Raw genomic sequence first — 14,939 nt, forward strand, 5'->3', positions numbered from 1 at the left:
TTATTTCTTGATCGGCTTACGCGGACCCTTGCGGGTGCGAGCGTTGGTTTTAGTACGCTGTCCACGTAGTGGTAGACTGCGACGATGACGAAGACCACGGTAACAGCCAAGGTCCATAAGACGCTTGATGTTCATAGATACTTCACGACGTAGATCACCTTCTACAGTGTATTTAGCTACACCATCACGCAGTTGATCGATCTGTTCATCAGATAGTTCACTGATCTTAACATCTTCAGCAATACCCACTTCAGCTAGAATAGCTTGAGAGCGAGTCTTACCGATGCCGTAAATCGCAGTAAGCGCGATTACAGCATGTTTTTGATCAGGAATGTTAATGCCTGCTATACGGGCCATTATTCACTCCTAGTGTTTCATAAAAGAATTAGCCGCAGCAAAGCCCGTTATGGATACGCTGCGGGATACTACTTCTTTTGCACGCAAAAGGTAGGGCGAGTAATATACTCGTCACTACCTCACATTTCAAGTAAAAATTTCTGCTAATTAGCCTTGGCGCTGTTTGTGCTTTGGCTCACTGCAAATCACGCGAACAACACCGTTGCGCTTGATTACTTTACAGTTACGGCAGATTTTTTTAACGGAAGCACGAACTTTCATTGCTAAACTCCGTAATTGAACTCTGAAGTTACCGCCGAATTAACGGCCGTAACCTTTCAGATTCGCTTTTTTCAACACAGAATCATATTGTTGTGACATCATATGAGTCTGTACCTGTGCCATAAAGTCCATAATAACAACTACTACGATTAGTAGAGATGTACCGCCGAAGTAGAAACGTACGTTCCACGCGACCATCATGAACTCGGGAATCAGACATATAAAGGTAATGTATAACGCACCCGCTAGGGTTAAACGCGTCATGACTTTATCAATATATTTAGCTGTCTGCTCGCCTGGGCGGATACCGGGTACGAATGCACCTGACTTCTTCAAGTTATCTGCTGTCTCACGCGGGTTGAAAACCAACGCCGTGTAGAAGAAACAGAAGAAGATAATTGCTGCAGCATAAAGCATAACATACAACGGCTGACCTGGGCTAAGTGCTAATGACACGTCAGTTAACCAACCGAACGCGCTGCTCTCACCGTTTTGACCAAACCATTGAGCTAATGTTCCTGGGAACAAAATAATGCTCGATGCGAAGATTGCAGGAATTACACCAGCCATATTAATTTTCAATGGCAAGTGAGTGCTTTGTGCTGCAAATACCTTACGACCTTGTTGACGCTTCGCATAGTTAACAACGATTCGACGTTGACCACGCTCCATGAAAACAACGAAGTAGATAACAGCAAAAGCTAATACTGCAATCAACAACAGAAGAAGTACATGCAATTCACCTTGACGCGCCTGCTCGATTGTTTGACCGATTGCCGATGGCAATCCAGCAACAATACCTGCAAAAATCAGAATGGAAATACCATTACCGATTCCACGCTCTGTAATTTGTTCACCTAACCACATCAAGAACATGGTACCGGTTACTAAACTTACGGTAGCAATTAGCGTAAACATGGTTTGGTTGATAACAACCAGATTATTGACCATGTTTGGTAGGCCAGTTGCAATACCAATAGCTTGGAATGTTGCAAGTACAAGCGTGCCGTAGCGTGTATATTGGCTTATCTTACGACGGCCAGCTTCACCCTCTTTCTTGAGTTCAGCTAACGCTGGGTGAACTACAGTAAGCAGTTGGACAACAATCGAAGCCGAAATATACGGCATGATGCCCAACGCAAATATAGATGCACGCTCAAGAGCACCACCGGAGAACATGTTAAACATTTCAACGATGGTACCTTTTTGCTGTTCGAACAAATCGGCAAGTACAGCCGCATCAATACCAGGCAGTGGTACGAAAGAGCCGGCGCGGAATACAATAAGAGCCCCTAATACGAATAGAAGACGCGACTTCAACTCCGCTAATCCATTTTTCGCACTACTAAAATCTTGTCCTGGTTTTTTAGCCATCTGTACCTTTCCTAACGAAGATTATTCTTCGATTTTACCGCCAGCAGCTTCGATTGCAGCTTTAGCGCCTTTTGTCACGCGTAGACCTTTAACAGTCACAGCTTTGTTGATTTCACCAGAAAGAACAACTTTAACGAATTCGATGTTCTTAGTGATGATGTTAGCTGCTTTAAGGCTGTTAAGATCAACTACGTCACCTGTTACTTTCGCTAGCTCAGCTAGACGAACTTCAGCAGACACTAGGCTCTTACGAGAAGTGAAACCGAATTTAGGTAGACGTTGTTTAAGAGGCATTTGACCGCCTTCAAAACCTGGACGAACTGAACCGCCAGAACGTGACTTTTGACCTTTGTGACCACGGCCACCTGTTTTACCAAGGCCAGAACCGATACCACGACCTACGCGCTTCTTAGAAGGCTTAGAACCCGCAGCCGGTGATAGAGTATTCAAACGCATTCTGATTACTCCTCAACTTTAACCATGTAGAAAACCTTGTTGATCATGCCGCGAACTGCAGGCGTGTCTTCAAGTTCTACTGTGTGGTTGATTTTACGAAGGCCAAGACCTTTCAAGCACAGTTTGTGCTTAGGTAGGCGACCAATTGAGCTTTTAGTTTGAGTTACTTTAATAGTTGCCATTGTGTTCTTACTCCGAAATAGATTCAACAGTTAGACCACGTTTAGCAGCAACCATTTCTGGCGACTTCACGCTACCTAGTGCATCGATCGTTGCACGAACGATGTTGATAGGGTTCGTAGAACCGTATGCTTTAGATAGTACGTTGTGTACACCAGCAACTTCAAGAACTGCACGCATCGCACCACCTGCGATAACACCAGTACCTTCAGCAGCAGGCTGCATGTAAACTTTAGAGCCCGAGTGGCGACCTTTCACCGGGTGGTGAAGTGTGCCTTCGTTAAGCGCGATCGTAGTCATATTACGACGTGCTTTTTCCATTGCTTTTTGAATCGCTGCAGGTACTTCACGAGCTTTGCCGTAACCGAAACCTACGCGACCGTTACCGTCACCAACTACTGTTAGTGCAGTAAAGCTCATGATTCGACCGCCTTTAACCGTTTTTGATACACGGTTAACAGCGATTAGCTTTTCTTGCAAATCATTCGCTTGAACTTGTTGTTCTTTAGCCATCTTCCAACCCTACCTTAGAATTTCAGACCAGCTTCGCGAGCAGCTTCTGCTAGCGCAGCCACACGGCCGTGGTATTGGAAACCAGAGCGATCGAATGCAACAGCAGAAACGCCTTTTTCAAGAGCGCGCTCAGCAACAGCTTTACCTACTGCTTTAGCTGCATCGATGTTACCAGTGTATTTCAATTGCTCACGGATCGCTTTTTCTACAGTAGAAGCAGCTGCGATAACCTCAGAGCCGTTTGCCGCGATAACTTGTGCGTAAACGTGGCGAGGAGTACGGTGTACTACCAGGCGAGTTGCACCAAGTTCTGCAATCTTACGACGTGCGCGTGTAGCACGACGGATGCGAGATGCTTTCTTATCCATAGTGTTACCTTACTTCTTCTTAGCTTCTTTAGTACGCACATTTTCATCTGCGTAACGAACACCTTTACCTTTATAAGGCTCAGGCTCACGGTAAGAACGAATGTCAGCCGCAACTTGACCAACTGCTTGCTTATCGCAACCAGTGATAACAATTTCAGTTTGGCTTGGACACTCTGCTTTGATACCTTCTGGAAGTTCGTGCTCTACTGGGTGAGAGAAGCCTAGAGTTAGAGCTACAGAGTTGCCTTTGATAGCAGCACGGTAACCTACACCCTTAAGTGTTAGCTTCTTAGTGAACCCTTCAGTAACACCAACAACCATGTTGTTAACTAGAGCGCGAGCAGTACCTGCTTGAGCCCATGCGTTAGCAACACCTTCTTTAGGACCAAAAGTAAGGTTGTTTTCTTCCTGAGCGATAACTACTGCGTCGTTAAGAACGCGAGAAAGTTCGCCTTTAGCACCTTTTACAGTAACTTCTTGGCCGTTTAGTTTCACCTCTACGCCAGCTGGAATAGCGACAGGTGCTTTAGCAACACGAGACATATTCTACTCCTATTACGCTACGTAGCAGATGATTTCACCACCAAGACCTGCTTTGCGAGCAGCGCGGTCTGACATAAGACCCTTGGAAGTTGAAACAACAGCAACACCAAGGCCACCCATTACAGAAGGAAGTTGATCTTTCTTCTTGTAAACGCGCAGACCTGGACGAGAAACACGTTTAAGTTGCTCGATAACTGGTTTAGCTTGGAAGTACTTAAGAGTAACTTCTAGCTCAGGTTTAACTTCGCCTTCAACAGCGAAATCTACGATGTAACCTTCAGCTTTAAGTAGTGCAGCAATTGCAACTTTAAGCTTTGAAGAAGGCATTTTAACAGCAACTTTATTTGCTGCTTGACCGTTACGAATACGGGTCAGCATATCCGAAATCGGATCTTGCATGCTCATATGATTTACTCCAAATGATTAAGTGGCAATTACCAGCTAGCCTTACGAAGTCCAGGAATCTCGCCTTTCATGCAAGCTTCACGAACTTTAATACGGCTTAGACCGAACTTACGTAGGTAACCGTGTGGACGACCAGTTTGGTTACAACGGTTGCGCTGACGTGACGCACTTGAATCACGTGGAAGAGATTGCAGTGTAAGAACCGCATTCCAACGATCTTCTTCTGATGCATTTACATCGCTAATGATAGCTTTAAGAGCAGCACGCTTCTCAGCGAACTTAGCTACTAGCTTCGCACGCTTTGCTTCACGTGCTTTCATTGAATTTTTAGCCATAACAGTAACCCTTCACCTTACTTACGGAATGGGAAGTTAAAGGCAGCCAGCAGAGCACGGCCTTCCGCATCAGTACCAGCAGACGTCGTTACAGTGATGTCTAGACCGCGTACTCGATCAACTTTATCAAAGTCGATTTCCGGAAAGATGATTTGCTCGCGAACGCCCATGCTGTAGTTACCGCGTCCGTCAAAAGACTTAGCGCTAACACCACGGAAGTCACGTACACGTGGAAGAGCGATGTTAATCAAACGCTCAAGAAAATCCCACATACGTTCGCCACGCAAGGTTACTTTACAACCGATTGGGTAGCCTTCACGAATTTTGAAACCTGCAACAGATTTACGCGCTTTAGTGATAAGTGGCTTTTGACCAGAGATCGTTGCCATATCCGCAGCTGCGTTTTCTAGAAGTTTCTTATCGTTGATTGCTTCACCTACACCCATGTTAAGGGTGATCTTTTCGATTCTAGGGACTTGCATGACGCTTGTGTAGCCGAACTCTTTGGTAAGCTCAGCGACTACAGACGACTTGTAGTAATCATGCAGTTTCGCCATAGTAGAACTCCAAATTACTTCTATTAATTAGTTAGAAATGGTTTCGCCGTTAGACTTAAAGAAACGAACTTTCTTACCGTCTTCAATACGGAAACCAATACGGTCAGCTTTACCAGTAGCTGCGTTGAAGATAGCCACGTTAGAAGCGTCGATTGCTGCTTCCTGCTCTACGATACCGCCTTGGATACCCATAGCTGGAACAGGTTTCTGGTGCTTCTTAACTAGGTTGATACCTTCTACGATAACTTTACCAGTTGCTAGAACCTTAGTTACTTTACCTTTCTTGCCTTTATCTTTACCAGCAAGAACGATTACTTCGTCATCACGACGGATTTTAGCTGCCATCTTTAGTGCTCCTTATAGTACTTCTGGAGCCAGTGATACAATCTTCATGAATTTCGCGTTACGAAGTTCACGAGTCACTGGGCCAAAGATACGAGTGCCGACTGGTTGCTCAGTAGTGTCGTTCAACAATACACAAGCATTACGGTCGAAGCGAATGACAGAACCGTCTGGACGACGTACGCCTTTACGGGTGCGAACTACTACCGCCTTCAGAACATCACCTTTTTTAACTTTACCGCGAGGAATTGCTTCTTTCACAGTAACTTTGATGATGTCGCCGATGTGTGCGTAACGACGGTGTGAGCCACCCAGAACCTTAATACACATTACCTTGCGCGCGCCAGAGTTATCTGCAGCGTCAAGTGTACTTTGCATTTGGATCATTGTTAGTGCTCCGCTAAATATTAAAACTAGACCCTCTCGGGTCGGGCTGCCTCTTTAAAAGGGACGCGAATTGTACCACCCTTTTTTGTGATTGGGTAGACAAAAAATAAGCGGCCCCAAAAAAATATTTGGAGCCGCTTAAATATCATAGAATTAGCAAGATTAAATCTTCGCTTTTTCTACAACTTTTACCAAAGTCCAAGACTTAGTCTTAGACATTGGACGACACTCACGAATTTCAACAGTATCGCCTAGGCCACACTCGTTGTTCTCGTCATGTGCGTGAACTTTAGTCGTGCGCTTTACGAATTTACCGTAAATTGGGTGTTTAACCATGCGCTCGATAGCAACAGTGATAGACTTGTCTGCCTTGTTGCTAACTACACGACCAAATGAAGTACGGATTTTGTCGCTCATTATGCGCCTGCCTTCTCAGTCAATACGGTTTTAACACGTGCGATATCACGACGTACAGCTTTAAGAGTATGAGTCTGCTGTAGCTGACCAGTTGCAGCTTGCATGCGCAAGTTGAACTGCTCACGTAGCAAATTCAATAGCTCAGCGTTAAGTTCTTCAACGCTTTTTTCGCGTAGCTCTTGTGCTTTCATTACATCACCTGCTTAGTTACAAATGTTGTTTTGATAGGCAGTTTACGAGCCGCTAGGCGGAACGCTTCACGTGCCAACTCTTCAGATACGCCGTTCATTTCGTACATAACCTTACCTGGCTGGATTTGTGCAACCCAGTACTCAACGTTACCTTTACCTTTACCTTGACGAACTTCAAGAGGTTTTTCAGTAATCGGCTTGTCTGGGAAGATACGAATCCAGATTTGGCCTTGACGTTTGATGTGACGTGTCATAGCACGACGAGCCGCTTCGATTTGACGAGCAGTGATACGACCACGGCCAACAGCTTTAAGACCGAATTCGCCGAAGCTTACTTCTGTGCCTTTCGCTAGACCACGGTTACGACCAGTCTGAACCTTGCGGAACTTAGTACGTTTTGGTTGTAGCATCGTTCGACTCCTTACTTACGGCCTTTACGCTGCTTCTTAGGCTTATCGCCTTTAGGCTCTACAGCGTTAGCTGCTGGCATACCGCCTAGGATCTCACCTTTGAAGATCCAAGTCTTAATGCCGATCACACCGTATTGAGTGTGAGCCGAAGAAGTTGCGTAATCAATGTCAGCACGTAGAGTGTGTAGAGGCACACGACCTTCACGGTACCACTCTGAACGTGCGATTTCAGCGCCGCCTAGACGACCACTTACTTCCACTTTGATACCTTTAGCGCCTAGACGCATAGCGTTCTGTACCGCGCGCTTCATAGCACGACGGAACATAACACGACGCTCTAGCTGAGACGCGATGCTATCACCAACTAGCTGTGCATCAAGCTCAGGCTTGCGTACTTCAGCGATGTTGATTTGAGCTGGTACACCTGCAATTTTAGCTACAGCTGCACGTAGTTTCTCAACGTCTTCACCTTTCTTACCGATTACTACGCCTGGACGAGCTGTGTGAATAGTCACACGGATGCTCTTAGCAGGACGCTCGATAACGATGCGTGATAGAGACGCTTTCGCTAGTTCCTTAGTAAGGAACTGACGTACCTTGAAGTCGCCGTCTAGGTTGTCAGCGAAATCTTTGGTGTTAGCAAACCATGTAGCATTCCAAGGCTTAACGATGCCAAGACGAATACCATTAGGATGTACTTTCTGACCCATTGCTTATCTCCTAGTCTTAAGCGTCTGCAACAACAACAGTGATGTGGCAAGAACGCTTCAAGATACGGTCCGCACGGCCTTTAGCACGAGGCATAATACGCTTCATGATAGGGCCTTCATCTACGAAGATTTTAGCGACATTTAGATCGTCGATATCTGCACCTTCGTTGTGCTCAGCGTTCGCGATTGCTGATTCAAGAACTTTCTTGATTAGTTCAGCAGCTTTTTTGTTGCTGAAAGTCAAGATTTCTAGAGCTTGATCAACTGACTTGCCACGGATTTGATCCGCTACAAGGCGAGCTTTCTGTGGAGAAATGCGAGCAAAGTTATGTTTAGCTAAAGCTTCCATTATCTACTCCCTATTTCTTCTTAGCTTTCTTATCCGCAGCGTGGCCGCGGTAAGTACGAGTTGGTGCGAATTCGCCCAGTTTGTGACCGATCATTTCTTCGGTTACGAATACTGGTACGTGCTGACGACCATTATGGACAGCGATGGTCAAACCGATCATCGTAGGGATGATCATTGAGCGACGGGACCAAGTCTTAATAGGCTTTTTGTCTCCGCTTTCCACCGCTTTCTCTACCTTCTTCAGCAAGTGTAGGTCAATAAATGGACCTTTCTTGAGAGAACGTGGCATGGCGATTCCTCTTTAAATAGATTACTTGTTACGACGACGTACGATGTACTTGTCAGTGCGCTTGTTCTTACGAGTCTTAAAGCCTTTAGTTGGCTGACCCCAAGGAGATACTGGATGACGACCACCAGAAGTACGGCCTTCACCACCACCGTGTGGGTGGTCTACTGGGTTCATCACAACACCACGAACGGTTGGACGAACACCGCGCCAGCGGTTAGCACCAGCTTTACCTAGTTCACGTAGCATGTGCTCAGCATTACCAACTTCACCGATTGTTGCACGGCCTTCTGATAGTACTTTGCGCATCTCACCTGAACGTAGGCGTAGAGTTACATATGCACCGTCGCGAGCGACGATCTGTGCGTATGCACCTGCAGAACGAGCAATTTGTGCACCTTTACCAGGCTTAAGTTCAACACAGTGTACAGTTGAACCTACTGGGATGTTGCGCATTGGAAGCGTGTTACCAGCTTTAATCGGTGCATCAACACCAGATTGAACTTGGTCACCAGCAGCAATGCCTTTAGGTGCGATGATGTAGCGACGCTCACCGTCTGCGTACAGAACTAGAGCAATGTTTGCGCTACGGTTTGGATCGTATTCTAGACGCTCAACTTTCGCTGGGATGCCATCTTTAGTACGTTTGAAGTCAATTACACGGTAATGGTGCTTATGACCGCCACCAATGTGACGTACTGTGATACGACCGTTGTTGTTACGACCACCGTTCTTAGAGTTTTTCTCTAGAAGTGGTGCGTATGGCTTACCTTTGTGAAGGTCAGCGTTAACAACTTTTACTACGTGACGACGACCAGGGGAAGTCGGCTTACATTTAACAATAGCCATTGTTTAACTACTCCTGTTATTCCGCGCCGCCAACGAAGTCAAGATCTTGACCTTCAGCCAAAGTAACGTACGCTTTCTTAACGTCGCTGCGGCGACCTTGGCGTAGACCTTGACGTTTGGTCTTACCCTTAGTGATAAGAGTATTTACAGACTTAACTTCAACTTCAAATAGCTTTTCTACAGCTGCTTTGATCTCTTTTTTAGTTGCATCTTTAGCTACTTTGAAAACGATAGTGTTCGCTTTCTCAGCTGCCATAGTTGCTTTTTCAGAGATGTGCGGGGCACGTAGAACTTTTAGGATACGCTCTTCAGTGATCATGCTAGCATCTCCTCAACTTGCTTAACTGCTTCTGCAGTAATAACAACTTTGTCGAACGCGATTAGAGATACTGGATCGATACCAGCAACGTCACGTGCGTCAACTTTGTATAGGTTACGAGCAGCTAGGAATAGATTCTCATCTACTTCGCTAGTCACGATAAGCGCGTCTGTTAGCTCAAGCTCTTTAAGCTTAGCTACAAGCTCTTTAGTCTTTGGTGCTTCTACTGAGAAGTTATCAACAACGATTAGACGCTCTTGACGAACAAGCTCAGAAAGAATGCTTTTCATAGCACCACGGTACATTTTTTTGTTTACTTTTTGGCTGTGATCTTGTGGTTTCGCAGCAAAAGTAACACCACCTGTACGCCAGATTGGGCTACGGATTGTACCAGCACGTGCACGGCCAGTACCTTTTTGGCGCCATGGCTTAGCGCCACCGCCAGAAACTTCTGAACGTGTTTTTTGAGCACGAGTACCTTGACGAGCACCTGCTGCGTATGCAACAACTACTTGGTGTACAAGAGCTTCGTTAAACTCACGTCCGAAAGTAGCTTCGGAAACAGTTAGTGCATCAGCACCTTTAACCATTAGTTCCATTACTTACTCCTGAGACGTTATGCTTTAACAGCTGGTTTAACGATCACGTTGCCGCCTGTTGAGCCTGGAACTGCACCTTTAATAAGAAGCAAGTTACGCTCAGCGTCAACACGTACGATCTCTAGGTTTTGAGTCGTTACACGCTCAGCACCCATGTGACCTGCCATTTTCTTGCCTTTGAACACGCGACCTGGAGTTTGACATTGGCCAATTGAACCCGGTGCACGGTGAGACAATGAGTTACCGTGAGTCATATCTTGAGTAGAGAAGTTCCAACGCTTAACAGCGCCTTGGAAGCCTTTACCTTTAGATGTACCAGTAACGTCTACTTTCTTAGTTTCGTTGAATAGTTCAACTGTTAGCTCAGCGCCAACTTCGAACTCTTCACCGTTTTCCAAACGGAATTCCCAAAGACCACGACCAGCTTCAACACCTGCTTTCGCGAAGTGACCTGCTTCTGGTTTAGTAACGCGGTTAGCTTTCTTAGCACCAGTAGTTACCTGGATTGCTGAGTAGCCGTCAGTCTCAAGTGTACGAACTTGAGAAACACGGTTAGCTTCTACTTCAACAACAGTTACTGGGATAGAAACGCCTTCTTCAGTAAATACGCGGGTCATACCCACTTTACGACCGATTAGACCAATCATTCTTCTAATCTCCCTTAACCTAGGCTGATTTGAACATCAACACCAGCAGCAAGGTCTAGACGCATAAGAGCATCTACAGTCTTGTCAGTTGGTTCAACGATGTCGATCAGACGCTTGTGAGTACGAATTTCGTACTGATCACGCGCATCTTTGTTAACGTGTGGAGAGATAAGAACTGTGAAACGCTCTTTACGAGTAGGTAGTGGGATTGGACCACGAACCTGTGCGCCAGTGCGCTTAGCCGTTTCAACGATTTCCGCAGTAGAAGCGTCGATTAGTTTGTAATCGAAAGCTTTTAGGCGGATACGAATACGTTGGTTCTGCATGAGACAGAGCTCCAATTATTAATTACACAAACAATATCGCCACTCAGACTCGCTAAGGCGAGAGAATGTACGATTGATTTATGTGAAACCGTAGCCTCCAAAGTTAGGAAGCATTGTCAGTTAATTTTCGATTAACTCTTTCCATCCGAAGACAGAGAACTAATTGTATTAACTGCGAACATAAGCTGAGTTTACATTACTAAGCACTTACCGTAATAAGTAAAGCTTACTCCTCGATGCTCATTGGTTCACAACTGGCTTAACCAGTGGGCCGTATTATACAGATCACACTTTGGCTTGCAAGCACTGTTTGAAAATTAAACGGAATAATTTTTAGTGCTTGTTTTTGAGGGGATATCAGAGAAAAGTTAAGACAAAGAGCGCAGCGACTCATACGCTACGCTCTTGTATTTCATCAAGCTGAGCTCAACCTTACACAGCGCGTTACAGTGCGCGCTGACGAACCGCTTCAAACAGACAGATACCCGATGCGACAGAGACGTTTAGGCTGGAAACGCTGCCTGCCATTGGAATCTTGATTAGGTCATCACAGGTTTCACGAGTCAGTCGACGCATACCATCACCTTCAGCGCCCATGACAATTGCAAGTGGACCCGTCAGTTTCGCTTGATAGATGTCGTGTGTTGCTTCACCCGCTGTACCTGCGATCCAGACACCTTGCTCTTGCAATGCACGCATTGTACGAGCCAAGTTAGTCACACGAACTAGTGGTACGGCTTCTGCTGCGCCACACGCTACTTTACTAACCGTTGCGGTCATTGGCGCTGACTTGTCTTTTGGCACGATGACTGCTGCCACGCCTGCTGCATCGGCATTACGCAGACATGCACCCAAGTTATGCGGATCAGTGACTCCGTCAAGAATGAGCAGGAGCGGCTGCTCTTGACTCGCTACGATAGCATCGAGGTCGTTTTCATTTAGCTGTTTCGCAGGCTTAACACGGGCCATAATCCCTTGGTGGTTTGCTCCGCGGGCTTTGTCATCCAGTGTTTTGCGTGTCATTTGTTGGATAGACACACCACACACCTGCAGTTCGTTAAGAATCGGCATCAAACGATCGTCTTGACGCCCTTTAAGGACGAACGCTTCAATAAAACGCTCTGGCTCACGCTCAAGTACTGCTTTTACTGCGTGGATACCATAAATAAATTCGTTGCTCATGTTCTACTCTCTAACTATTTTTGACCACGGCTTTTTACGTTAGGGCTGCCCGTTTTCTTTTGGCGCACCTTCTTGCCCTTACTTTTCTTCTTCGCTTTATCTGCTCGTCCTTTGCTTTCATTCGCTTTCGAGCCATCAGGTCTTACCGTCGGTTCGATTAAAGGAACAGCTTTTGTGCGAGAACCGGCCTTGGTCGATGCACGCTTTTTCGCTTTTGCTTTCTTTTGCGCATCCGCCGCACGTTTCTTAGCTGTTTTTCCTTTGCCGCGTAGCTTACGACTTGTCTCTACTAATTCAAAGTCAATTTGCTTATCGTTTAGGTTTACCGATAGCACCTTAACTTTGACTGCATCACCCAAGCGATATATCAAGCCAAAGCTCTCACCGATTAAGCGCTGACCAATCGGGTCGTACTGGTAATAGTCGTTCGCAAGATTAGAAATATGCACTAGGCCATCAATATGCAGATCCGTCAGACGTACAAAGAAACCAAAGCTGGTCACGTTGGCAATCACGCCTTCTAGTTCTTCACCTACATGGTCTTGCATGTATTCACACTTGAGCCAATCTGCAACCTCACGCGTTGCATCATCTGCTCGGCGTTCCGTCATTGAGCATTGCTTACCAAAGACATCCATATCATCAAACGAATAGTGGAAGCCCCCCGTCGGTGTCCAGCGATCTTTATTGGTACCCGCTTGCTTGGCGATTAAGTATTTAATCGCACGATGGAGCAATAGATCTGGGTAACGACGAATCGGCGAAGTAAAGTGCGCATAACGTTTAAGCGCAAGACCAAAGTGGCCTGCATTATCAGCGTTGTATACTGCTTGCTTCAATGAGCGCAGCAACATGGTTTGGATAAGCTCTTTATCCTGGCGCTCGCTAATTTTATGAACGAGTTCTGCGTAATCCGTTGGTGATGGTTCAAGACCACCCTTGAGCTCTAAACCTAACTCACCAAGAAAATCTCTAAAGCCCTGTAGCTTTAGTTCTCCTGGTGATTCGTGGATACGGTACAACGCAGGCTCTTTTGCCTTTTCAACCAAAGACGCAGAGGCGATATTGGCCAAAATCATACACTCTTCAATGATTTTATGAGCGTCGTTACGAATAACCGGTTCAATACGGTCAATTTTACGCTCCGCATTAAAGATAAACTTGGTTTCTATGGTCTCAAATTCAATCGCGCCTCGATTATCACGCGCCTGTTTGAGAACCTTGTACATTTTATGAAGCTCTTGAAGATGAGGAATCAATGGCTCATAGCGCGCACCTAGCTCTTCATCTCCTTCCAGTATCGCGTTCACCTTGTTATAGGTCAGGCGCGCATGTGAATTCATCACGGCTTCATAGTGCTTGTAACCCGAAAGCTTACCGGTCGATGAAATGGTCATCTCACACACCATACACAAGCGATCCACCTGTGGGTTCAGCGAGCAAAGGCCATTTGATAACACTTCCGGCAGCATAGGAACAACTTGTGATGGGAAGTAGACCGAGTTACCGCGCTCAACAGCCTCTTTGTCCAATGCAGTATCTGGACGCACATAGTAACTGACATCCGCGATGGCTACCCACAGGCGCCAACCGCCGCTTTTCTTCGCTTCACAGTAGACGGCATCATCAAAATCTCGGGCATCTTCACCATCAATCGTTACCAGCGGCAGCTCTCGCAGGTCGACACGTCCCACTTTGGCCTCTTCTGGCACTTCTTCACCCAAACCTGAGATCTGCTTGTCGACTTCTTGTGGCCATTCGTGAGGAATTTGGTGAGTGCGGATAGCTATCTGTGTTTCCATCCCCGGTGCCATGTTCTCACCCAGCACCTCGACAACTTTACCTGTCATGCCACGTGAACGTGTGCCACGGTCAGTGATCTCAATCACCACAACGTTACCCATACGAGCGCCTGCCTTGTGCTCATTTGGGATAAGAATATCTTGGCTGATGCGAGAATCGTCCGGCACAACATACGAATAGCCGTATTCGAGGAAGAAGCGGCCAACAATTTGAGTATTACGCTCTTCCAACACGCGCACAAGACGACCTTCACGGCGACCGCGTTTACTGTTGTCCGTCGGTTGCACCAAGACAAAGTCACCGTGAATTAGGTTTTTCATTTGATGGTGTGGCAAAACAACATCGTTATCTTTGCCAACGCTCCCCTCTGGTCTTACCCAGCCATGACCATCTTTGTGACCAATCACATACCCTTTAACCATTTCTAGTTTGTCGGGCAGTGCGTAACACTGGCGTCTTGTAAACACCAGTTGTCCATCGCGCTCCATTGCTCGTAGTCGACGACGCAGACCTTCGTACTGCTCTTCGCCGTTGAGTTCAAGTGCATCAAACAGATCATTACGGTTCATTGGGACACCCGCTCGCTCGAGAAACTCTAGAATGAACTCTCGACTTGGAACAGGGTTTTCATAATTCTGTGATTCACGATCAGCAAAAGGGTCTTGATGGTTATTATTATCAGACATAGGCAGGCCTAAATAGTTAGGGGGGATATGGAGCTAGTATAACATAGCTAACTCCCAGAAATATTTTAGGAAAGTCTCGTCTGCAAT

The 14,939-nt window shown here is 46.2% G+C and carries 26 protein-coding genes; all 26 read right to left on the reverse strand.

Translation table 11 applies throughout. The features are described from left to right. A complete protein-coding gene (gene rpsM / locus QWZ05_RS11350; RefSeq protein ID WP_164647230.1) occupies positions 1-357 on the reverse strand; it encodes a 30S ribosomal protein S13 in 357 nt (118 codons plus the stop codon). 147 nt (positions 358-504) lie between these two features. Continuing rightward, a complete protein-coding gene (rpmJ, locus tag QWZ05_RS11355; RefSeq protein ID WP_000868186.1) occupies positions 505-618 on the reverse strand; it encodes a 50S ribosomal protein L36 in 114 nt (37 codons plus the stop codon). Between the two features lie 39 nt (positions 619-657). Further along, the gene (gene secY, locus QWZ05_RS11360) at positions 658-1,992 is read right to left on the reverse strand and encodes a preprotein translocase subunit SecY (RefSeq protein ID WP_264874076.1); all 1,335 of its coding nucleotides are present in this window, start codon (positions 1,990-1,992) and stop codon (positions 658-660) included. A gap of 21 nt (positions 1,993-2,013) precedes the next feature. Continuing rightward, on the reverse strand, positions 2,014-2,448 hold the full coding sequence (gene rplO, locus QWZ05_RS11365) for a 50S ribosomal protein L15 (protein WP_164647228.1): 435 nt from the start codon (positions 2,446-2,448) through the stop codon (positions 2,014-2,016). Positions 2,449-2,453: 5 nt separating this feature from the next. Then, entirely contained in the window at positions 2,454-2,630 is a 177-nt protein-coding gene (gene rpmD, locus QWZ05_RS11370) for a 50S ribosomal protein L30 (protein ID WP_264874078.1), read from the reverse strand. Between the two features lie 7 nt (positions 2,631-2,637). After that, positions 2,638-3,141 carry a 30S ribosomal protein S5 gene (rpsE, locus tag QWZ05_RS11375; protein ID WP_005597103.1) on the reverse strand — a complete coding sequence of 168 codons (504 nt, stop codon included), beginning with the start codon at positions 3,139-3,141 and terminating at the stop codon, positions 2,638-2,640. A 14-nt stretch (positions 3,142-3,155) separates the two neighbouring features. Continuing rightward, positions 3,156-3,509, reverse strand: a complete 354-nt coding sequence (rplR, locus tag QWZ05_RS11380; protein WP_264874080.1) for a 50S ribosomal protein L18 — start codon at positions 3,507-3,509, stop codon at positions 3,156-3,158. 9 nt (positions 3,510-3,518) lie between these two features. Continuing rightward, positions 3,519-4,052 (reverse strand): 50S ribosomal protein L6, encoded by a 534-nt coding sequence (rplF, locus tag QWZ05_RS11385; RefSeq protein ID WP_264874082.1) that lies wholly within the window; start codon positions 4,050-4,052, stop codon positions 3,519-3,521. A 12-nt stretch (positions 4,053-4,064) separates the two neighbouring features. Continuing rightward, entirely contained in the window at positions 4,065-4,457 is a 393-nt protein-coding gene (gene rpsH, locus QWZ05_RS11390; protein ID WP_264874083.1) for a 30S ribosomal protein S8, read from the reverse strand. Positions 4,458-4,486: 29 nt separating this feature from the next. Then, a complete protein-coding gene (gene rpsN / locus QWZ05_RS11395) occupies positions 4,487-4,792 on the reverse strand; it encodes a 30S ribosomal protein S14 (RefSeq protein WP_004410442.1) in 306 nt (101 codons plus the stop codon). 17 nt (positions 4,793-4,809) lie between these two features. Further along, a complete protein-coding gene (rplE, locus tag QWZ05_RS11400; RefSeq protein ID WP_164647223.1) occupies positions 4,810-5,349 on the reverse strand; it encodes a 50S ribosomal protein L5 in 540 nt (179 codons plus the stop codon). A 27-nt stretch (positions 5,350-5,376) separates the two neighbouring features. Further along, positions 5,377-5,694, reverse strand: a complete 318-nt coding sequence (gene rplX / locus QWZ05_RS11405; protein WP_164647222.1) for a 50S ribosomal protein L24 — start codon at positions 5,692-5,694, stop codon at positions 5,377-5,379. Between the two features lie 12 nt (positions 5,695-5,706). Further along, positions 5,707-6,078 carry a 50S ribosomal protein L14 gene (gene rplN / locus QWZ05_RS11410; protein WP_006075569.1) on the reverse strand — a complete coding sequence of 124 codons (372 nt, stop codon included), beginning with the start codon at positions 6,076-6,078 and terminating at the stop codon, positions 5,707-5,709. A 162-nt stretch (positions 6,079-6,240) separates the two neighbouring features. After that, a complete protein-coding gene (gene rpsQ, locus QWZ05_RS11415) occupies positions 6,241-6,495 on the reverse strand; it encodes a 30S ribosomal protein S17 (protein ID WP_164647221.1) in 255 nt (84 codons plus the stop codon). Further along, positions 6,495-6,686 carry a 50S ribosomal protein L29 gene (gene rpmC / locus QWZ05_RS11420; protein ID WP_164647220.1) on the reverse strand — a complete coding sequence of 64 codons (192 nt, stop codon included), beginning with the start codon at positions 6,684-6,686 and terminating at the stop codon, positions 6,495-6,497. Before rpmC ends, rpsQ begins: the two co-directional genes overlap by 1 nt. After that, positions 6,686-7,096 carry a 50S ribosomal protein L16 gene (gene rplP, locus QWZ05_RS11425; protein ID WP_164647219.1) on the reverse strand — a complete coding sequence of 137 codons (411 nt, stop codon included), beginning with the start codon at positions 7,094-7,096 and terminating at the stop codon, positions 6,686-6,688. Before rplP ends, rpmC begins: the two co-directional genes overlap by 1 nt. A gap of 11 nt (positions 7,097-7,107) precedes the next feature. Then, entirely contained in the window at positions 7,108-7,806 is a 699-nt protein-coding gene (gene rpsC, locus QWZ05_RS11430; protein ID WP_164647218.1) for a 30S ribosomal protein S3, read from the reverse strand. A 16-nt stretch (positions 7,807-7,822) separates the two neighbouring features. Continuing rightward, positions 7,823-8,155, reverse strand: coding sequence for a 50S ribosomal protein L22 (rplV, locus tag QWZ05_RS11435; protein ID WP_164647217.1), 333 nt, complete (start codon positions 8,153-8,155; stop codon positions 7,823-7,825). Between the two features lie 10 nt (positions 8,156-8,165). Beyond that, entirely contained in the window at positions 8,166-8,444 is a 279-nt protein-coding gene (gene rpsS / locus QWZ05_RS11440; RefSeq protein ID WP_004736729.1) for a 30S ribosomal protein S19, read from the reverse strand. A 21-nt stretch (positions 8,445-8,465) separates the two neighbouring features. Beyond that, positions 8,466-9,290, reverse strand: a complete 825-nt coding sequence (gene rplB, locus QWZ05_RS11445; protein WP_290298467.1) for a 50S ribosomal protein L2 — start codon at positions 9,288-9,290, stop codon at positions 8,466-8,468. Between the two features lie 16 nt (positions 9,291-9,306). Further along, a complete protein-coding gene (gene rplW / locus QWZ05_RS11450; protein WP_164647215.1) occupies positions 9,307-9,609 on the reverse strand; it encodes a 50S ribosomal protein L23 in 303 nt (100 codons plus the stop codon). Further along, complete coding sequence (rplD, locus tag QWZ05_RS11455) at positions 9,606-10,208, reverse strand: 50S ribosomal protein L4 (protein ID WP_047047613.1); 603 nt, start codon at positions 10,206-10,208, stop codon at positions 9,606-9,608. The genes rplW and rplD overlap by 4 nt, the downstream gene beginning before the upstream one ends. A 17-nt stretch (positions 10,209-10,225) precedes the next feature. Then, positions 10,226-10,855 carry a 50S ribosomal protein L3 gene (gene rplC, locus QWZ05_RS11460; protein ID WP_264874142.1) on the reverse strand — a complete coding sequence of 210 codons (630 nt, stop codon included), beginning with the start codon at positions 10,853-10,855 and terminating at the stop codon, positions 10,226-10,228. 14 nt (positions 10,856-10,869) lie between these two features. Then, positions 10,870-11,181, reverse strand: a complete 312-nt coding sequence (gene rpsJ / locus QWZ05_RS11465) for a 30S ribosomal protein S10 (protein WP_001181007.1) — start codon at positions 11,179-11,181, stop codon at positions 10,870-10,872. A 444-nt stretch (positions 11,182-11,625) separates the two neighbouring features. Continuing rightward, on the reverse strand, positions 11,626-12,363 hold the full coding sequence (rlmB, locus tag QWZ05_RS11470; protein WP_289962225.1) for a 23S rRNA (guanosine(2251)-2'-O)-methyltransferase RlmB: 738 nt from the start codon (positions 12,361-12,363) through the stop codon (positions 11,626-11,628). 14 nt (positions 12,364-12,377) lie between these two features. Beyond that, positions 12,378-14,852 (reverse strand): ribonuclease R, encoded by a 2,475-nt coding sequence (gene rnr, locus QWZ05_RS11475; RefSeq protein ID WP_290298473.1) that lies wholly within the window; start codon positions 14,850-14,852, stop codon positions 12,378-12,380. Positions 14,853-14,939: the final 87 nt, after the last annotated feature.

The organism is Vibrio agarivorans (assembly GCF_030409635.1).
GTDB classification, from domain to species: Bacteria; Pseudomonadota; Gammaproteobacteria; order Enterobacterales; family Vibrionaceae; genus Vibrio; species Vibrio agarivorans.

Excerpts from the sequence above, each read along its gene's own strand:
- rplV (WP_164647217.1), bottom strand. The coding sequence starts at position 8,155 with ATGGAAGCTTTAGCTAAACATAACTTTGCTCGCATTTCTCCACAGAAA.
- rpsM (WP_164647230.1), bottom strand. The coding sequence starts at position 357 with ATGGCCCGTATAGCAGGCATTAACATTCCTGATCAAAAACATGCTGTA.
- rplE (WP_164647223.1), bottom strand. The coding sequence starts at position 5,349 with ATGGCGAAACTGCATGATTACTACAAGTCGTCTGTAGTCGCTGAGCTT.
- rplF (WP_264874082.1), bottom strand. The coding sequence starts at position 4,052 with ATGTCTCGTGTTGCTAAAGCACCTGTCGCTATTCCAGCTGGCGTAGAG.
- rpsS (WP_004736729.1), bottom strand. The coding sequence starts at position 8,444 with ATGCCACGTTCTCTCAAGAAAGGTCCATTTATTGACCTACACTTGCTG.
- rpsH (WP_264874083.1), bottom strand. The coding sequence starts at position 4,457 with ATGAGCATGCAAGATCCGATTTCGGATATGCTGACCCGTATTCGTAAC.
- rlmB (WP_289962225.1), bottom strand. The coding sequence starts at position 12,363 with ATGAGCAACGAATTTATTTATGGTATCCACGCAGTAAAAGCAGTACTT.
- rplW (WP_164647215.1), bottom strand. The coding sequence starts at position 9,609 with ATGATCACTGAAGAGCGTATCCTAAAAGTTCTACGTGCCCCGCACATC.
- rpsJ (WP_001181007.1), bottom strand. The coding sequence starts at position 11,181 with ATGCAGAACCAACGTATTCGTATCCGCCTAAAAGCTTTCGATTACAAA.
- rpsQ (WP_164647221.1), bottom strand. The coding sequence starts at position 6,495 with ATGAGCGACAAAATCCGTACTTCATTTGGTCGTGTAGTTAGCAACAAG.
- rpsC (WP_164647218.1), bottom strand. The coding sequence starts at position 7,806 with ATGGGTCAGAAAGTACATCCTAATGGTATTCGTCTTGGCATCGTTAAG.
- rpmC (WP_164647220.1), bottom strand. The coding sequence starts at position 6,686 with ATGAAAGCACAAGAGCTACGCGAAAAAAGCGTTGAAGAACTTAACGCT.
- secY (WP_264874076.1), bottom strand. The coding sequence starts at position 1,992 with ATGGCTAAAAAACCAGGACAAGATTTTAGTAGTGCGAAAAATGGATTA.
- rpmJ (WP_000868186.1), bottom strand. The coding sequence starts at position 618 with ATGAAAGTTCGTGCTTCCGTTAAAAAAATCTGCCGTAACTGTAAAGTA.
- rplR (WP_264874080.1), bottom strand. The coding sequence starts at position 3,509 with ATGGATAAGAAAGCATCTCGCATCCGTCGTGCTACACGCGCACGTCGT.
- rplX (WP_164647222.1), bottom strand. The coding sequence starts at position 5,694 with ATGGCAGCTAAAATCCGTCGTGATGACGAAGTAATCGTTCTTGCTGGT.
- rplO (WP_164647228.1), bottom strand. The coding sequence starts at position 2,448 with ATGCGTTTGAATACTCTATCACCGGCTGCGGGTTCTAAGCCTTCTAAG.
- rpsE (WP_005597103.1), bottom strand. The coding sequence starts at position 3,141 with ATGGCTAAAGAACAACAAGTTCAAGCGAATGATTTGCAAGAAAAGCTA.
- rplD (WP_047047613.1), bottom strand. The coding sequence starts at position 10,208 with ATGGAACTAATGGTTAAAGGTGCTGATGCACTAACTGTTTCCGAAGCT.
- rplP (WP_164647219.1), bottom strand. The coding sequence starts at position 7,096 with ATGCTACAACCAAAACGTACTAAGTTCCGCAAGGTTCAGACTGGTCGT.
- rplB (WP_290298467.1), bottom strand. The coding sequence starts at position 9,290 with ATGGCTATTGTTAAATGTAAGCCGACTTCCCCTGGTCGTCGTCACGTA.
- rplN (WP_006075569.1), bottom strand. The coding sequence starts at position 6,078 with ATGATCCAAATGCAAAGTACACTTGACGCTGCAGATAACTCTGGCGCG.
- rpsN (WP_004410442.1), bottom strand. The coding sequence starts at position 4,792 with ATGGCTAAAAATTCAATGAAAGCACGTGAAGCAAAGCGTGCGAAGCTA.
- rnr (WP_290298473.1), bottom strand. The coding sequence starts at position 14,852 with ATGTCTGATAATAATAACCATCAAGACCCTTTTGCTGATCGTGAATCA.
- rpmD (WP_264874078.1), bottom strand. The coding sequence starts at position 2,630 with ATGGCAACTATTAAAGTAACTCAAACTAAAAGCTCAATTGGTCGCCTA.
- rplC (WP_264874142.1), bottom strand. The coding sequence starts at position 10,855 with ATGATTGGTCTAATCGGTCGTAAAGTGGGTATGACCCGCGTATTTACT.